This is a genomic window from Paenibacillus sp. PCH8 (assembly GCF_002968835.1).
GTDB lineage: Bacteria > Bacillota > Bacilli > Paenibacillales > Paenibacillaceae > Paenibacillus.
In genome coordinates, this window is sequence record NZ_PKQK01000007.1 from 73,721 (window position 1) to 89,946 (window position 16,226).

Genomic DNA, 16,226 nt, shown 5'->3' on the forward strand with positions numbered 1-16,226 from the left:
TATTCTCATTCCATTATAACCCATAATAGAGCATTTACTTAACTTTTATGCAAAAAGAGGACGGTTCCACTTAAAGATAAGGGAGCTCCAAGCGCTTGCGAGACTTGGCTGAATTCAATCGTGCGATAATAAACCTGAATGGAGAAGACATCAAAAAACCTCCGATTTCTCGGAGGTTTGATCTTATAACCATTGCTGCGGAGTATTTCAGTATTACGCCAATTCTACGTTAACATTCACGTTGCCTTTGATTCCTTTGGAATACGGGCAGTACTCATGGGCAAGTTTCACAAATTTATGAGCGGTTTCTTCATCCAGACCAAGAATTTTAACTTCCAAATCTACTTGAAGCTTCACGCCGTTGTCTTCAGAGTCCGTCACCAACATTACGGTTGCAGCTACGGTACTTCTTTCAATTTCAACTTTGTGTTTCTTCAATTGAAACTCCAGTGCGGAGTTAAAACAAGCACTATATCCTGCTGCAAACAGCTGCTCCGGATTGGTAGCCGTCGTTACTTTGCCTCCAAGTTCTGGGGGTGCAGCGACATCCAGCATAAACACGTTATCTGGCGATTGTACGATCCCTTGACGTCCACCTGTATTGATTACTGTCGTTTCATATAATGTTTTCATTAGTAAGGCTCCTCTTCAAATTATATTTATTGGATAAACATTATTTCTTGTTTTGTTTTGCTAACAATTTGATTGTACACAATTTAATTTTGTTTGTAAACCATTTTCCTAAAATAAAAAAGAGTCGCCTGAACAGCGACTCCTCCTCTAGCTTTTGCCGACCATATACGGATTGCACGTTGGCTAACGTACACTCTCTACCGATGGATGCTTTTCTTCAGCCCAAAGATTCAACTAAAGTTTAGTAACAACTTGTCATCTTCTGGTGGTTCTACTGAATAATGCACCATGTTCATCGGCAGATGTCTCCTCAGTCCAATCAGTTACTCCAGATATCCACTTTCATCTGTGCACATTTGAAATACTTGGCCTCTGCCGGGCTTGTTGTCAGTTTGAACAGACACTGCAGGTTTCCATGTTGGAATATACCACCACTGAGGTCAGCAGCAACACCGCCATACTGGTCATCCGCACCAAGCCATACAGATGGTCTCTCAAACCCAGCTGAGAACTGTAATCCGGTGCAGAGCAGCACAGTGAGGTTCTTACGGTTTTGCGCCTCATCTCCAGCTACGCCATGTGTAGTGAAGAACACCATGTTTTGCTTGAAATCGGTGTACGTTCCATCTGCTTTATAGGCTCGGACCATACCATACTTCTGATTGACGTTCTGAAAAAATGTGATTCCAGCCTTGCTATCCTTCGATTTGATGCCAAGCTGAACTGAAATGCCAATGTTCCCGTTCAATTGTATCGCTTCCAAAGTAACTGCAATTGCTGTGACTTTCGAGCTGTCAATCAGATGTTTCATTTTCAACTCTGCCGAGGCTCCTGCCGTTGCTGGTGTTGTAACTGTAATGGTCCCTCTGTCTGGCAAAGGCTCAAACGTAGGTGTCCCTACCACCTCAAGCCAATCTGGTAACGTTCCGTGAAGAAAATCGGCCACAAGCTGTTTGTGGACCTTACCAAAGGGGACGATCTGACCTGCTGCATCACGTATAATCATCTCTACACCCCCACCGAATAGGCTACACCGATATTATGATCGGTATTGTAATACACGAACACTACCCCGTCCATAACGGACACCATCAAGGATTGCATATTGGTCGTCTCCCAATTCAATGCCGGAAAATATATATCTGAAGGTTTGTCCAGCAGTTGACGAAAGTCTGCGCTGATCTTGGCAATGGCTGGCCGAGCTACAGTCGTAACCCCACCGGAAGCATAAGCCGATAACATGCCCAGCCACCACATGCTCCCTTTGTACATAAATACACCAGCATTGGGTCTCGAAATGTTTTCACCCGCTGATAAAGTCGCATCATTCCCCCCATCAATGGTCTCGGATCAGCTAACCAGCTGCGTCCGTCATGAGAATGCCAGATACATTTACGGCCAAAGTCGCCGCCGCCCATCACCGAGAAACCGATCCATTTGCCGCCATTTCTGAAGCATGAGAAGTATCCGGTATGCCCATCACCCGGGAACCCGGGAGGTTTGTCCAGAATCAAACCTACTCTTGTCCAGTTGATCATGTCTACCGAGGTCGCAAGTGCCGTTGATTGGTTGATCCCCAGTCCGTTTTGTTGGTAATACATGAAGAACAATTGTTCCTCATCGTTCCAGATCACGAATGGCGTTTCCGTCGAATTCCCAACCACGGTATCGAGATATACCTGTCCATGTTTGGTCCATGGTCCTGTCGGGCTGTTGGAATACGCAAGTCCAATTCCACCGATACGATTATGGTTGGTAGAATACGTAGCATAATAATCTGCTTTTGCATCAGGGATAAGCCCCTTCACTTTGATCGCCCGAAACCAATAGATCGATTGCAGACCCGCCATTGCAGCGGTATATATAGGATTGTCCATTTTTTTATCAAATTGAGGGTATACAACTGTCTGGATTCTGCATCGCAAAAGTCATAAGGCGCAATGGCCCTATTCGCCTTCATCGCTGCTTCGAGTGCTGCCTGAGCAATATTTTCAGTCATAGACATGGGAACTCAACTCCTTCGTGAGCAGGTTATTACCATTGACCGGCCGCAAAAATATAACATCCGGAGTGTCCTTTAATAGGATAGAAAAATCAACAACATTACCCTCATTCGCAGCTGACTCCTGAGTAATACGAATGATAGGGCGAATGTCGGCACTATATGAATACGCTTTCATTTCATTGATTCCTTTACTCTTCATATAGTTGTAATCAGCCACTGTCCCTTTCCTTGGTACGCCCGGATAATGTTGATCCTTCATATTATTCCCTCCTATTGTTTTCTCCAGATAAGTATATTCATGTGGGTACCTTTCTGTTAAAGCATCATGCCCATCCTGAGGCCTAATATTCCAAATTTGAGCCTCTATCCCTGTAAAATCTCTATAGGGTAGAATTGGTGAAATTTTAGAGATTCTAAAAATTTTATTGAGGGAATGTTTAATGTATAGTTTGGATTAGCTTTTGTTTAAACAGGAGGATTCCTTCTAAAATCTTTCCGTTGTCTTCATTTCTCTCTATGGCGAAAAAGAAAAGAAGCCTTACATTGTAAGGCTTCTCATGTATGATCTGTAGTGGGCTCGAACCACTGACCCCTACCCTGTCAAGATAGTGCTCTCCCAGCTGAGCTAACAGATCATGATATATATTGTTTCTCAATCAAGTAACAGTATCATATCAAGTAACCGTGTTCATTGTCAATGATTTATTTGGTTATATTTTAGCCGAAATGGTACACAATAAAGGAAAGATTACCATTTCTATAACGAGGTGATTTCCCTATGAGAAACTCAGCAAAACACCACAACCACAATAAATCTACAATTACAAAATGGTTCTTTTCCTTCGCAGGGCTTTTCGTTCTGATTACAACCGTTACCGGTTGCAGCCTGGAGCGGGATGAGCATACCGTACAATTCCAACAACTACAACAGCCCAATGAAAATCGTGAATCTCTGCCTGTCTGGCTGGACGTATACTCCAAATCTGTAATTCAAGATGTATATTCTCCCCGGGAGAGTAGCGAAGTCTTGCCATGATAATTAACAAGTGAACTACTCATCGTCATCCCACTTGCGTGAGTATGCTTTCTTGGTCACATAATACAACAGAGCAATCATTCCCGCCGACATTAGCAATGTAATCACCATGATGCTTGCCAAGCCCATCACTAGCCCCTCCTCTCCCAATATGTTCCAGACTCAACTATACAGGAAAAGCATTTTTTTGTATAATTCAGTCTGATATGTCGCGCAAGAGCAGAAAGAAGGAATGGAATTGGCAGCTGAGATTAGTTATGTAACGACAGAAGAACAATTGGAACAAGCCTTGGGAATTCGTCATCATGTTTTTGTGATTGAGCAACAAGTGCCTGCCGAGATTGAGATTGATGAATATGATGTTATCAGTCCGGATGTGCATCATGTATTGTTATATACGGATGGACAGGCTGTGGCCACAGGACGTTTGATCTATTACAGCAAGGATACGGCTAAAATGCAGCGGATCGCAGTGCTTGAGTCTCATCGTTCATTCGGTTATGGACGTGTACTTCTGTTGGCCATGGAGGAGCGAGCACGAGAACTGGGCTTATCCTATTCGGTATTGGATGCGCAATGCCAAGCACAGAAATTCTATGAGAAACTCGGGTATGAAGTCATTTCGGAAGAACCTTTTTATGATGCGGATATTCTGCATGTTCGTATGAGAAAAAGCCTGTAAAACTCGACTTTGACTGATCTTATCATCATATGGTGTATACTTCCGAAAGATTCGGACAAGCTAATCAGGGAAACCCATTTCCTATCTGGTCATATAAGGAGAGTGTGACATCATGGATCAAACAACACGCGAGAGTTTCACAGCAGTACAGAAAAATGGTGACGGTGACTTGACCGCTTTTCAGACTTCAGCAGGACGTGTACTGGATTATCAGCAAGCACTTACAGAAGTACAGGCTGGGGCTATTGCTGGCGTGAATGTATTCAAAGGCAAAGATGGAGAAATGTACATTCGTGGTGACGCCGACGGTGATCCTACCAACAACCTGGACCAACTTCCCCATTTCTAAAAATAGATGCACGTTATATGTGTGACACAGTAAGCGCCGATCCGGTGATCCGGGTTGGCGTTTTCTTATTTTCACTGTATTGCGTGTTCAAAAAGTCTGATTTTCAGTTCCGAGAAGATGGAATGAAGCTAGAAATGAAGTAGCGGAGCGTAGGAAAACTACGTGAGCAACTAAAATGTCTGAAAGGAAACAACCTTCGTAAGCTTCTGCTTATTCGGCTAAATTCCATATTCGATGCTGATGATGCCGTCAGGCATGATTCGTAATCAAAATTGGACTTTTTGAACAACCTCTAGTAGTCCGTAAAATATTTTATGGAGTCCCCGGAAGGCTGACTTTTGCGAATCGGCTGTTGAACCTGTTCCCATGCCTGCAAAATCTGTATACCTTCGAGAGTAGATTGGTTATCCCAAGAAATGTGTCCAGTGCGTTCAAGCTCCAATAATGACTCATAAATGAATGCTTTGCTTCGGCCCGTCTTGTTCTCCAGTTCATCCATACGCGGCAGCCGGCGCCGTTGTCCTGCATAGTTCACCATTATTCGCAAAATCTTGCGTTCAAAGTCGTTCAGCATACTTTACCTCCCCATTCAGATCCGTAACAGGACGCCATGCCAGAATACCTTGCTCCAGAAATGTTCTGGGTGAGCCTTCTTTTCCTGCTGATGCCCTAATCATCCCGCCACGTACACTGTTAATTCGAATCTGCCGCTGCGTAATCTGCCCTGCACGATCCATGTAGACAAGCTCCACCATCTGGCCAATATATTTCCCTAGCATAATCATCCCTCCGATAAGAACGTTTGTTTGTATTTCTTATTATATGCGAACATAAGTTCTTTATTCAATAGTAAAAAAAGGATTTTGTAAAATAAAAAAACCAGACTTTCACCTTAAAAATTAAGGCGGTCTGGTTCCTCTAATGGAGTGGCTATGATAAAAATCTGGCTAGCAGTCAGCAAGTCCTGTACCTGATCAATGTCGATCCGATTCCGAAAATTGTACTTTTCTCAATTGCTGTGTGGAAGGATTAAAATCAACATTTACATAGACTGCAAATTGCTTGCCGTCTTTTGCACGGACCCATAGCTTGAACTGTTCCCGTGATTGATCTGCTGTAAGAGATGTGCGACCGATGTGCTTGTAGTCCAAAATGTCCACATTGTACTTGGTCTGTGTTTCTTTGACCGCAATAATTCCCCACTTCGCATAATCAGGGATGGCTCCACCAGTAGCCGAGGCAGGTGTGAATCCCGCTAAACTAAGCATAACCGTAAGTATTATAACCATGAGCATTCTCATCTGTTTCACTCCTTGGGGCAATAGGTTTCTGATATATTGCCCGTCCGGGTTTTATTTTACACAAATATTCGAAATATCCAGGCTAGTGGCCGCAAGGAAAAGGGAACCACATGCACAAGTCGGTCAAACAAATCAGGAGGATCCGTACGGAAACTCATTCCCCAGTCCCCGGAGAAAAAGTGTTGTTGTGTCTGTGACTCCTCAGGCGGATCCAGATTGTAAGTTTCTTCAAGCCTTTGCCTAGTTTGTTCATCCACCTGAACCTCGTTCGTAACGACATGTGCTGTGACAGGCCCGCTGCTTATGTACATCAGAATCATTAGAAACATCAAAATCCACACCATTTTCATAAAACTTTTGTTCATCCTTCTCTCCTTCACCGATATAGGTGTCTATTGTTAGTGGAAGACTCGTTTGAATGTTCGATTATACATAAAATTCACCACATTGGAAATAACAAAAGGGAGATGATATGAGGAAAGATGAGGTATCTGCTCTGCAATGTTTTAACTTCACGATTAATGCCTTAACGATCTGAAACACCACTTTGAGGAGGTTACACCCGAATGTTCAAACGCTTGGATGAAATCCTGATTGAGATTCCCAATGTCGAGAAGCCCGATCCGAATGCAGCAGCAGCCATACAAGAATTGCTCGGTGGCAAATTCGGAGAAATGTCGACGTTAAACAACTACCTCTATCAATCGTTTAATTTTCGCTCCAAAGAAAAGTTGAAGCCCTTCTATGACCTCGTCATGAGTATCACGGCCGAAGAATTGGGTCATGTTGAGCTGGTTGCACATGGCATCAACAAATGCCTCAGAGGATCAACCGAATACAAAGAACCTGACGATACACCGCTGGGTTCCGTGAAGGATGCTCGTCTGTCCTATCATTTTCTGGCAGGTGCGCAGGGAGCGATGCCTTTCGACTCCACGGGTAATCCGTGGACTGGAACCCACGTCTTCAACAGCGGTAATCTGGTCGAGGATCTGCTGCACAACTTTTTCCTCGAATGCGGAGCGCGCACCCATAAAATGAAAGTATACGAAATGACCGATCACCCCGCAGCCCGGGAAGTTGTCGGTTACCTGCTGGTACGTGGCGGTGTGCATGTGGTTGCATATGCCAAAGCACTTGAGATTGCAACTGGCGTAAATGTAACCAAGCTGGTTCCTATTCCTTCACTGAACAACAAAGCCTTCAACGAGGCTCGTAAATATGAAGAAAAAGGTGTTCACACCAAGTTGTATACCTATAGCGATAAAGATTTCAACACCATCGGCCAGATCTGGAAAGGGACTCACCCCGAAGATGGACAACCTCTTGAAGTTATTCAAGGCATACCTGAAGGATTCCCGATTCCAGAAGCTCCGGCGGTGGAAGAAGAATTCGCCCCAGGCATTTCACAAGAAGATTTTAAGGAAATTGCTCGCCGTCTGAAGATGGCAGGGAATATTGCGGATTAAGGAAAATAGATACAAGCCCTCGAAATTTGCTACTTAGATGGCAGAATCGAGGGTTTTGTTTCGGTGTGCAATACGTATTTTGTATGATTACAAACTTTTCGATGAAGTAATGGTGTATAAGTAAATCTAATCCTTGCCCACATCAGTTTCTGGCGCAAAAAATGTCAAAGAGCTACATACTTACTAATGAGACTAAGGCTTTACTATAGTGGTTTTCTTCAAATTACCATTTTTATCATATTCATAACTAATCTTCTTGCCAGATTCAAAAAGGATGCTCATAAGTTGTTCTGAAGAATTATAAATGTAGGAATACTTTTCAATTCCTCTCTTCTTCACGATATTGCTTGCTACCGATTCATTTCCTAATATGCCTTTTGTGGTGACAAAGAAGTTATGTTCTTTTGTAAGATCGAGATTGCTAATAGTGATGGTTTTATCTTTGGTGGTACCAATAATCTGATTGTTTCGATAAACATTAAATCTATCCCAATCATTGTAACGTCCCTTAGATTGATCCCAAGACAATTGAACAGACGTTGCACTTATAAATTTAAGTTTTAGATTTTCGGGCTTCTCAATTGGCAAAAATTCACCCGGCTGGTCATCAATAAATATACGTTTTGGGCTAGTTATTGAATTAGACTGATAAAAATCTTTACCCCAAAGATATATGTCAGAGGAATAACTAACAGCACCACTCGCATTGTTCCCAGCAGTAATACTATATATATCAGTTAAGCCTAGCACTATTCCAGGAGCTAAATGTGTTATTTTTGTATCATCACCAAGTTGTCCATACGAATTATTTCCCCAAGCTAGCACAGTACCATCCTCTTTCAAGCCAAGAGCATGATTGCTTCCTAAAGCAAGTTGCTTAATCGGTCCTATATCCATATCCAGTGCAGGTTCACCCTTAGTTAGTGAAGTAATTTGGGAAGGATATCCCACACCCCACCACCATACAAAGTTATTTTCGTCAATAGCTGCACCATATATATTTTGATTTAGGCTACTATTACTCTGGTAAATATGTTTAATTTTTGTTAGAGAAAAAAGTTGGTGTTGGAATCAATGAATTTTCTCCACTTTTACCTAACTGATAACTCTGATTCCCCCGTCCCCATACTGAGCCGTCCTTTTTAAGCGCGTATACTGAGTTTGATGATGAACCACCTGCTATTTCAATAATATCTTCCAGATAAGGAACTAACGTCGGTTCAGAACGTTTATCGCTGTCACCAAGTCCTAATTGTCCTTGGGTATTACTTCCCCACGTCCAAACTCCCCCTTCGCTAGTTAGAGCTACATTATAGTAAGATCCTGTAACAAAAGTTTTAACATTCTTCAGTGAGTTAGACAACACTGAAATAGAAGATCCTCCTCTTATAGCGGGTAGCCACTTTAATATAGCTTCTTCTTGATTAAAACCGTAGCTATTTAACGAATTTGTAGAAATACCTATAACATTTTGTAATGAGGGTATTGCCTTCAAATCGTCCTTCCAGCTTGTCGTCTTCCTTCCAAGTGCCATTCCTATTCCTTGGGCACCCGCTGACCACACTGATCCATTTCTTCTAATATTAGATAATGAACATCAGCCATAGATATTTGATTAATCACTTCTTTTTTCTCATTTTCTTCCTTCGCTTCGACTCTTTCAGTGATACTCATACATAGAATTAAACTCAAAATAATTAATAAAATTGCTAATCTTCTTTTTTTCATTTTTGCTCACTCCATTCCTCTAACTTATTTGCAGAACCTTTGTAACTATCATATTGAGGAAATAACTAATTTTAAAAGAAAATATTTTTCAAGATTTTTCATGTGCGTACAGGTATGTTAGGGAATTATCATACAAAATGCTAGAGTAACTCCCCTGATTCAATTAAGAATGGGGAAAGAAAGACCTTGAGAATTGTCGCCCCAAGGTCTAACACATCAGTATCCGTATGCTTTTTGTGTTGTCTCGCAAATTTTTCTTGTTAAATCACCCATATATGACTTGGCTGTTTCAATAATCTCTCTCTCAGTTATTAAGGATTCTAGAACAGAGACAACCAATACTTCCTGAACCTTTTCTTCTGATAAAGCCATGTCTTCCAAAAAGTCATATAGATTACTAATATCTTTTTGCTCATTAGTATACTTTATTAAGAACGGAGTGACCACCATACCAAAGATGACATGTGGTAAATCCTCTTCGAGCCATTCGATTTCCTCTTCATAGTATGGTCTGATTTGTGGAACTGCTGTCAATAATCGTTCAATTAAGTTCTCGTATTTCAACCTTCTTCACCTCTTATTATTTTCCTGCTAATGCTTTTTGTAAATCGTCATAAATTGCTTGTGCTGCACCCTTATCTTGTGTATTCAAATTCCCGCTTTTTATCAATTTATTCAAAGCGTTACTATAATCTTTTCCTTTTTGGCTGTGGAATTTACCTCCAACAGGCAGACCTGTTTTTAATTCATAGCGAATAGAATCCATAGTTGTACCATTACCAATGACATTCGGCATGTTTTGACCTTTATAAAGATCCTTCACAACATTCTGTAACTTAGTATTGGAGACACTGGGCTTCACATTCAGGTCAAAGCAATTCGTGTTATGCACCCAAATTCCCAAATCTGTTACATAATACGTATGGTAATCCGCAACTGTAAAGTTATAAACCGTAACTGGCTTATCAAGTTTAACAAGATCAATCTTATCAATCCTCAGGTTGCTTCCATCCGCCTTTTGGAGCTCGTTACCCACTTGAAGTTCATCTGCAAACAACCAGCCCCTACCTTCAACCCAGAACGGATGATTGTCTGTTGTCTCAATAATCTGCTTTCCAACATGCAATTTAATGATATCATCACGTTGGTTGCGGAATAAAGCAGTGACGTCTTTGTAAGTTGTTTTTCCAATAGAGTCATTCTCATCTTTGGAAAGAACCTTATCTCCGACTTCAATGTCTTCAATTTTTTTCTCCCCTACATCTGTTTGGACCTTGGTACCCGCTGTAAAACAGTTACAACCCTTGGCTACTACTTTAGCCGTAGATGAGTTTGCTGTTTTGGTAACAACTTTACCTTCTTTATTTGCCCACTTAACAATAAGCTTTCCGCCTTTAAAGACTTTTCCTACGGGCAGGAATCCTGCGACAGCCATGCCTCGATCAAATAAAGACGACTTCGGATCTATAAACGTCTTAAGGTCATCTAAAATAAGGAAGTTGGCCGTAGCAACGCCAGCTTTCTTAACAACTTTCCAACTGTCACCTACCCATTTCCAAACATTACCACTTGGATCTACATAGATGAGCGCATTATTACCCGCATAGACATATCCATTTTGGGTCATAGGATTCTGGAGATCACCTTCAAAGGTATCTTCCGTAATAAACCTTCCTAACGAAGGATCATACCATCTCGCTCGCAAATATTGCAATTCCGTTGTATCATCCCACAGCTCGCCCGAATAACGGAATGGGTTGTGTACTTTCTCTTCTTTGGAAACAATATTCCCCCAGAGATCATACTGATACTTGTTCAACAACTCACCATTTGCATTTCTTAATTCTGTAATATCCCCATGGCCATTCGTTTGTACATATGCTTTGTTGCCATCAGGATACTCGATGGCTTCCAGCTTGGTTCCCCGGATATAATTTGCCTTCAGTTCAGGCGTCCCGTTCCGAACTTCAGCTTCCGCTATGATCTGCGCATCATCATCATAGTAATAGCGTGTACCTGCACCATTCTCCGTTCGTTCTACAAGTAAGTTATCACCATTATACTGATAACCTACCTTCTTCGCGTCTTTGGTGACCTGGGTTAGACGGTTGCGGGTATCATATTGATACTCGCTTTCACTGACATTAAGGTCTTTGTCAGACTGCATTGTCAGTCGATTTCCTTGTTTATCATAAGTGTATTGCTCATTATTCGGACTGGAAGACAGAATGCGATCCAGCTTGTCATACGTAAATGTATCCTGAGAACCTTCCTGAACACGATTAATCATATTTTTATTGTTGTCATAACTATAATTGTAGGTACTCAGTGCAGATTGATCTCGGATCTGATCCATATAGACTAGATCCAAACCATTGTAGATTTTCCGATCGTTCACACCATTTTGAGATTGAGATTCTTTAAAGAGTCCATTCAAGTAGTAACTATACTGTGCATCAGGAGTATCTTTGGTTGTTCCCACCGATAACATACGTTGCATGGAATCATATGCAAAATACACTGTGTTACCAAAAGGACCTTTCATTTCAGTACGGTTACCATTCAAATCATAACTGAATTCTGTAGAAAGACCATCCGGATAGGTCATCCGTGCTAACTGTTCCGTCGATGGATCATATTGATACGTGGTAGTCCCCGTACGATCCGTCATGCTGGTTCGTTTACCCATAGCATCCACCGTAAAGTTGATCGTCTCATCTGGACTTGTTTTACGAATCAAGATACCACGCACATCATAATCATACGTCAATGCATTGCCATTGCGATCAACGTGTTTCGTCAGGTTACCATTAGGACTGTAATAGCTTCTGGTCACATTTCCCGACTTGTCCAATGTCTGGATTCTGCGTCCCATCTGATCATAACGATTTTCTTTGATATTTCCATTAGCATCAATAGTTTTGGTCAGATTTCCCATCATATCATACACATATTTGGTCTGTTCACCATTAGCATTGATAACCATACGAAGTTGTCCCATCACATCATACGTAAATGAAGTAACATTACCATTACCATCGATTTGTTCCATTGTATTGCCACTGATGGTATCGTATTTATTTTTCTCCAGCGTTCGTAATCCCGTATCCTGCTGTGTCTTCTCTTCCGTTTTCAGCACTTTCCCCCACTTATCGTAGGTTTCAATCTGCATGTACCCTTCAGCATCTGTACTTGTCGCCGTTCGAGCCACATCATTATACTTCATCGTAGTGGAGGAACCGTCCGGACCTGTGGCCGAAATGACCCGGCTCCAGTTGTCATAGAAGTTACTAGTACGATTACCTAATGCATCTTCTGACCAAAAAGCTCGACCATATGGATCATATCCCGTTCGTTTGGATACGAGATAAGTACCGTTTGAGAAATATCCTTTCTCGATTTCCTGCCCCAACGAGTTCCACTTTGTCACCTGTTGTTGACCGCTCTCATCCGTAACCGTGATCGTATTTGTCATGTCATCATAACTGGCATTTAGAACCTTACCATCTGGTTGTACCACTTTAACCGTACGACCTAATGCATCCAGTTGGTATTTCGTTGTATGATTTTCTCCATCGGTAGAGGATAGCATATCACCAGTGACCGGATCATACTCTACGAAAGTACTGACTATCGTTTGTTTGCCGTCAACATCACTCACAACCATACTTTGCTGGGTTGGGAAAGCATTCTGATAACGACTATCATATTCCAACGTAGCGGATCTTTCCTGAGAGTCATCCGAAATACGCTGGGTCAGTAAATTTCCGTATGCATCATACGTATAGTCTGCTTGTTGAAGCAATTCACCACTTGTACTATCTTTTCGATTAATGATTTGCGTAATATTGCCTTCATTATTTCGCTTGATGAGTGTGTACTTCTTGTTTGTTGAATCTACCATGTCTGTCATACTAGCCAACCAATGTCTTGTGTCATCGTATGTGCTTGTAACAGTACGTCCTGTTTCATCTGTCATCGATGTAATATTTCCGTAATCATCCAGTTGAACTGTTGTAGTTAATACATCCTTGGCCTGATTATCGGTCTCAGAGGTGATGGTAGGCGTAGGTGCAGCGTAACCACGTCCCTTGACCGTTTTTCCATAGGTGTACGATATCGTTTGTGTTTTTCCTTCCGCACTAACGATTGCTCGATCCAGATAAAACTGTGTTGGTGTATCGACATTGATGTAATCTTTGCGATAGTTGTATTGCGTATTGGTTAATCCGTTATTAATCGCTGTTGTAAATGTTACATCCTGTCCATAAGTCTCCCCCAGATCTGAGGTGTAACTCAATGTCTGACGATTAAAATCCTCTGTCGAGCCATTTTCATAGGTTAACTGGTCTCTACGAGACAATACACGATAAGCTTCGTTAAAAGAATCCTCACCAATATATCGTTTAACGGGGCCATTTTCATACTCGTAGAACGTTTTGGCACCTGTATTATGCTGCACGGATGTGAGCAACGCATATGGATTCAATACCGCGCGTTCCGGGCTAAACCCAAGCAAGTTAAACTTGGCATCGGCCAGCTTGTAAGAGTAAGTGGTTTTTCTACCCAACGGGTCGATGACGGAATCGAGCAATTCTATACCGTTTTTCGTTTGTTTGTTGTAGGTAACCGTGCGGCTCCCCTGAACGATCGTTACGGCTGAGGCCGTATAACTGATGCGAATCGTATTGCCTATAGCATCCTTTACTTGAGTCAACAACTTGCTGTTATATATTGTGTTGTTCTCATAATAGAATTGAACATCATTTTTCTGCCCATCTGAAATCTGAAGCAGACGTCCATCCGTAGAGAAATATTGCTTTGTTAATCCATCTGCAGATATCATGACCAGTGCAGAAGTTTCACCATTTACAGTAGCAGACGTATCTGCATTCACCGTAATACCTTCCCAATCGTACCCCTTTAGTGTATTGCCGACGATCTCGTATCGACCACCATCAGCAAAAACTACTTCTTTCTTATTGTTCTTCGTCTCGATGGATGGCAGTTTCCAAGACCATCCTTTACCGAGTGGATAGGTTTTATCAAGGGGATTTGGAATGGTTTTATTATAATAGGTCACATCCGTACCATTGCCCACCTGATAAGCACGAATTTCTGCATTAGGCTTTGAAGCCATGTAGTAGTTATAGCCATCATCGACTCCATTTTGGAACGCGGCATTGGGATAGTTATTAATTTCGTTTTTGAGATCGCTCGCTTCGGACCAATAGTCTGTGCCATCCGTCGCCTGAGTTGTTGATTCTGCCTCTCCCTCGGTAATCTCAGTTTCTACCCATGGAAGCTCATTGACGTTGTACGCTTTACGTTGCTTGCCTCCTCCCCCAAGAAGCACCCAGTTATCATATCGTCTGGACGAGTAAGAACCTGGCTTGGTTACTGTGCCGACATAAGTTTGGGAGTAACTACGTGTGTCGGATGCCGGAATGGTTACAGATCCATCATATTTGGCTTCCCATGTCTTGGTACACACGTAGTTTGCCACCGATTTATTCGGTGATGGACAAGCCTTCGTATTCGTTACAGACGAACGAGTCAATGTAATCGTCTGACCCTGTACTGTAGCCGTTTTGGTTTGCGGGCAAGGGCTCTCAGATCCCGTTTGTACCCAAACCCCCTTGGCATCGTATTTACCAGGAATGGAATTCACACAGGACTGAGTAGGTGCTGTAATGGTACGTGCTGGTTTATATTCGCCTGAAACTACAGTTGGTCCGCCCTGCTTGTTCAATGTGCCACTGAAACCCCCACTGTTGTAATCCACACTTGACGGAAGGCTATTCGTGCTCGCAGCATACTTTATTGTTTGCTCTGTGCGTGATTCAGGAGCTGTGAAGTAGACTATACGCTGACTTGCGACTTGCTTGGCCTCTGCTTCTGTCGTATACGTGCCCTTCGGCACGATCTTGGTTTCCTGAATCGAGGTTTCGGTATCTACTGTACCATCCCCGTTATTGTCTAATTGGTACCACATGCTTTCACGATATTTCACGTGGTATTTAGGGATTTTCTTTTTTCTAACCGCACTATACGTGACAAAATATTTGTAAATTGGATAATCGTATGTGCTATAGCCCACATCCATATCGTAAAACTGTGCGGATGCCGAGTTATACTGTCTTTCCAAGGAAAACCCCATGCCATTGCGGCCCGGAAGCGTAGCATCCACATGCTCCAGCATCAACCCACCGCTCATGTTGGAAATAGCTTCACCGTTTTCTCCCACCGTGTAGGGTGCTTCATTAAACGAGTTTTTGTTAAACACCGGTGCTTTCTCGGTAATATGCTTCCCTGGATCTGGCACGCTGGTTGACGCAGCTAAGGGTTTAATGACGTCAGCAGCAGGTTTGCTGACTTGGTTCTGGCCATCCGATGCATCAGTATCTTCTCCCTGATCTGTAGCTCCTATTTCAGGTGCAGTAGTTGATTCGGGAAGCTCTCCATTATCCTTGCCTGTCTCTTCGGCAGAAGGTTGCTCACTCTCAGGTGTATCAATCGCTGGATCTGTTGCAGGTAGTTCAACTTCTTCGCCTTCCACGGTTTCTTTCTCTTCTGTTGGTTCTCCTTTTTCAGGCTCCCCATAAACCTCCTCAGTCACGGCAAACGTGTCATATCGTTGCATGATACTGGACTGATCCGCACCAACACTGACAATCGATATATCGTTGTTAAGCAAACCTTCTGAATATACGTCACTTGTAACGCTTTGAGATTCATTGATTTCATTTGGATAAAGTACACTTAGTGCTTCGTCAAACCCAATCTGACTCTCTCTCATTTTAAAGAAGGCTGACAGGATCTGATTCAGATTGTATCCTTGATCCAGATAGCCCTGAATAAAGCCTTCCGTCGTACCAAATTCGTCAATCAGAATCTGAATCAATTCATTGGAATTGCCCTGTTCTTCCTCCGCATATGTAGTCGCCGGAATCCAGTTTGCGAAAAGTCCTGATAATACGGCTACGATGAGTAAAATGGACATAAATTTCTTGGTTATAGAGT

General features: G+C 42.3%; 18 protein-coding genes and 1 tRNA gene. 4 read left to right on the forward strand and 15 right to left on the reverse strand.

The genetic code is table 11. The features are described from left to right. Positions 1–213 precede the first annotated feature (213 nt). The 6 genes from C0Q44_RS27085 to C0Q44_RS27115 form a co-directional block, all read right to left on the reverse strand. Positions 214–633 carry an organic hydroperoxide resistance protein gene (locus tag C0Q44_RS27085; RefSeq protein WP_105410264.1) on the reverse strand — a complete coding sequence of 140 codons (420 nt, stop codon included), beginning with the start codon at positions 631–633 and terminating at the stop codon, positions 214–216. Positions 634–952: 319 nt separating this feature from the next. Continuing rightward, on the reverse strand, positions 953–1,639 hold the full coding sequence (locus C0Q44_RS27090) for a hypothetical protein (RefSeq protein ID WP_105410265.1): 687 nt from the start codon (positions 1,637–1,639) through the stop codon (positions 953–955). Positions 1,640–1,641: 2 nt separating this feature from the next. Next, positions 1,642–1,875, reverse strand: a complete 234-nt coding sequence (locus tag C0Q44_RS27095) for a hypothetical protein (RefSeq protein ID WP_105410266.1) — start codon at positions 1,873–1,875, stop codon at positions 1,642–1,644. Beyond that, complete coding sequence (locus C0Q44_RS27100; RefSeq protein ID WP_146113523.1) at positions 1,836–2,510, reverse strand: glycoside hydrolase family protein; 675 nt, start codon at positions 2,508–2,510, stop codon at positions 1,836–1,838. The genes C0Q44_RS27095 and C0Q44_RS27100 overlap by 40 nt, the downstream gene beginning before the upstream one ends. A gap of 114 nt (positions 2,511–2,624) precedes the next feature. Then, entirely contained in the window at positions 2,625–2,897 is a 273-nt protein-coding gene (locus C0Q44_RS27110) for a hypothetical protein (RefSeq protein WP_105410269.1), read from the reverse strand. Positions 2,898–3,200: 303 nt separating this feature from the next. Continuing rightward, positions 3,201–3,273 (reverse strand) — tRNA-Val (locus tag C0Q44_RS27115). A 143-nt stretch (positions 3,274–3,416) separates the two neighbouring features. Here C0Q44_RS27115 and C0Q44_RS27120 point away from each other — a divergent pair. The 3 genes from C0Q44_RS27120 (at position 3,417) to C0Q44_RS27130 (ending at position 4,705) form a co-directional block, all read left to right on the forward strand. Continuing rightward, a complete protein-coding gene (locus tag C0Q44_RS27120) occupies positions 3,417–3,674 on the forward strand; it encodes a hypothetical protein (protein ID WP_105410270.1) in 258 nt (85 codons plus the stop codon). Positions 3,675–3,912: 238 nt separating this feature from the next. Next, the gene (locus C0Q44_RS27125) at positions 3,913–4,356 is read left to right on the forward strand and encodes a GNAT family N-acetyltransferase (protein WP_105410387.1); all 444 of its coding nucleotides are present in this window, start codon (positions 3,913–3,915) and stop codon (positions 4,354–4,356) included. A 112-nt stretch (positions 4,357–4,468) separates the two neighbouring features. Further along, on the forward strand, positions 4,469–4,705 hold the full coding sequence (locus C0Q44_RS27130; protein WP_105410271.1) for a DUF3892 domain-containing protein: 237 nt from the start codon (positions 4,469–4,471) through the stop codon (positions 4,703–4,705). A 292-nt stretch (positions 4,706–4,997) separates the two neighbouring features. Here C0Q44_RS27130 and C0Q44_RS27135 read toward each other — a convergent pair whose 3' ends face one another. The 4 genes from C0Q44_RS27135 to C0Q44_RS27150 all read right to left on the reverse strand — a co-directional run bounded on the left by C0Q44_RS27135 (position 4,998) and on the right by C0Q44_RS27150 (position 6,371). Next, complete coding sequence (locus C0Q44_RS27135; RefSeq protein WP_105410272.1) at positions 4,998–5,279, reverse strand: helix-turn-helix domain-containing protein; 282 nt, start codon at positions 5,277–5,279, stop codon at positions 4,998–5,000. Further along, positions 5,263–5,484, reverse strand: a complete 222-nt coding sequence (locus tag C0Q44_RS27140) for a hypothetical protein (RefSeq protein WP_017687387.1) — start codon at positions 5,482–5,484, stop codon at positions 5,263–5,265. Before C0Q44_RS27140 ends, C0Q44_RS27135 begins: the two co-directional genes overlap by 17 nt. A gap of 195 nt (positions 5,485–5,679) precedes the next feature. Beyond that, entirely contained in the window at positions 5,680–6,006 is a 327-nt protein-coding gene (locus C0Q44_RS27145) for a DUF3889 domain-containing protein (protein ID WP_105410273.1), read from the reverse strand. A 56-nt stretch (positions 6,007–6,062) separates the two neighbouring features. Then, the gene (locus C0Q44_RS27150; RefSeq protein ID WP_105410274.1) at positions 6,063–6,371 is read right to left on the reverse strand and encodes a hypothetical protein; all 309 of its coding nucleotides are present in this window, start codon (positions 6,369–6,371) and stop codon (positions 6,063–6,065) included. Positions 6,372–6,572: 201 nt separating this feature from the next. Between C0Q44_RS27150 and C0Q44_RS27155 the strand changes: the two genes are divergently transcribed. Further along, positions 6,573–7,475, forward strand: a complete 903-nt coding sequence (locus C0Q44_RS27155) for a manganese catalase family protein (protein WP_105410275.1) — start codon at positions 6,573–6,575, stop codon at positions 7,473–7,475. A gap of 192 nt (positions 7,476–7,667) precedes the next feature. Here C0Q44_RS27155 and C0Q44_RS27160 read toward each other — a convergent pair whose 3' ends face one another. From C0Q44_RS27160 to C0Q44_RS27180, 5 genes are all read right to left on the reverse strand, one after another. Next, positions 7,668–8,426: an RCC1 domain-containing protein gene (locus C0Q44_RS27160; protein ID WP_105410276.1), complete on the reverse strand. Its 759-nt coding sequence runs from the start codon at positions 8,424–8,426 to the stop codon at positions 7,668–7,670. Between the two features lie 85 nt (positions 8,427–8,511). Continuing rightward, positions 8,512–9,009 (reverse strand): RCC1 domain-containing protein, encoded by a 498-nt coding sequence (locus C0Q44_RS27165; protein ID WP_105410277.1) that lies wholly within the window; start codon positions 9,007–9,009, stop codon positions 8,512–8,514. Between the two features lie 2 nt (positions 9,010–9,011). Beyond that, entirely contained in the window at positions 9,012–9,203 is a 192-nt protein-coding gene (locus C0Q44_RS27170; RefSeq protein ID WP_105410278.1) for a hypothetical protein, read from the reverse strand. A gap of 216 nt (positions 9,204–9,419) precedes the next feature. Beyond that, complete coding sequence (locus C0Q44_RS27175) at positions 9,420–9,767, reverse strand: DUF7674 family protein (RefSeq protein ID WP_105410279.1); 348 nt, start codon at positions 9,765–9,767, stop codon at positions 9,420–9,422. A 16-nt stretch (positions 9,768–9,783) separates the two neighbouring features. After that, positions 9,784–16,206 carry a polymorphic toxin-type HINT domain-containing protein gene (locus tag C0Q44_RS27180; protein ID WP_105410280.1) on the reverse strand — a complete coding sequence of 2,141 codons (6,423 nt, stop codon included), beginning with the start codon at positions 16,204–16,206 and terminating at the stop codon, positions 9,784–9,786. Positions 16,207–16,226 lie beyond the last annotated feature (20 nt).

What these genes read in the sequence shown, in the direction of transcription:
- C0Q44_RS27140 (WP_017687387.1), bottom strand. Translation starts at nt 5,484, where the DNA reads ATGCTAGGGAAATATATTGGCCAGATGGTGGAGCTTGTCTACATGGAT.
- C0Q44_RS27135 (WP_105410272.1), bottom strand. Translation starts at nt 5,279, where the DNA reads ATGCTGAACGACTTTGAACGCAAGATTTTGCGAATAATGGTGAACTAT.
- C0Q44_RS27130 (WP_105410271.1), top strand. Translation starts at nt 4,469, where the DNA reads ATGGATCAAACAACACGCGAGAGTTTCACAGCAGTACAGAAAAATGGT.
- C0Q44_RS27165 (WP_105410277.1), bottom strand. Translation starts at nt 9,009, where the DNA reads ATGGCACTTGGAAGGAAGACGACAAGCTGGAAGGACGATTTGAAGGCA.
- C0Q44_RS27180 (WP_105410280.1), bottom strand. Translation starts at nt 16,206, where the DNA reads ATGTCCATTTTACTCATCGTAGCCGTATTATCAGGACTTTTCGCAAAC.
- C0Q44_RS27090 (WP_105410265.1), bottom strand. Translation starts at nt 1,639, where the DNA reads ATGATTATACGTGATGCAGCAGGTCAGATCGTCCCCTTTGGTAAGGTC.
- C0Q44_RS27120 (WP_105410270.1), top strand. Translation starts at nt 3,417, where the DNA reads ATGAGAAACTCAGCAAAACACCACAACCACAATAAATCTACAATTACA.
- C0Q44_RS27170 (WP_105410278.1), bottom strand. Translation starts at nt 9,203, where the DNA reads ATGAAAAAAAGAAGATTAGCAATTTTATTAATTATTTTGAGTTTAATT.
- C0Q44_RS27145 (WP_105410273.1), bottom strand. Translation starts at nt 6,006, where the DNA reads ATGAGAATGCTCATGGTTATAATACTTACGGTTATGCTTAGTTTAGCG.
- C0Q44_RS27150 (WP_105410274.1), bottom strand. Translation starts at nt 6,371, where the DNA reads ATGAACAAAAGTTTTATGAAAATGGTGTGGATTTTGATGTTTCTAATG.
- C0Q44_RS27085 (WP_105410264.1), bottom strand. Translation starts at nt 633, where the DNA reads ATGAAAACATTATATGAAACGACAGTAATCAATACAGGTGGACGTCAA.
- C0Q44_RS27110 (WP_105410269.1), bottom strand. Translation starts at nt 2,897, where the DNA reads ATGAAGGATCAACATTATCCGGGCGTACCAAGGAAAGGGACAGTGGCT.
- C0Q44_RS27155 (WP_105410275.1), top strand. Translation starts at nt 6,573, where the DNA reads ATGTTCAAACGCTTGGATGAAATCCTGATTGAGATTCCCAATGTCGAG.
- C0Q44_RS27100 (WP_146113523.1), bottom strand. Translation starts at nt 2,510, where the DNA reads ATGGACAATCCTATATATACCGCTGCAATGGCGGGTCTGCAATCGATC.
- C0Q44_RS27095 (WP_105410266.1), bottom strand. Translation starts at nt 1,875, where the DNA reads ATGTTATCGGCTTATGCTTCCGGTGGGGTTACGACTGTAGCTCGGCCA.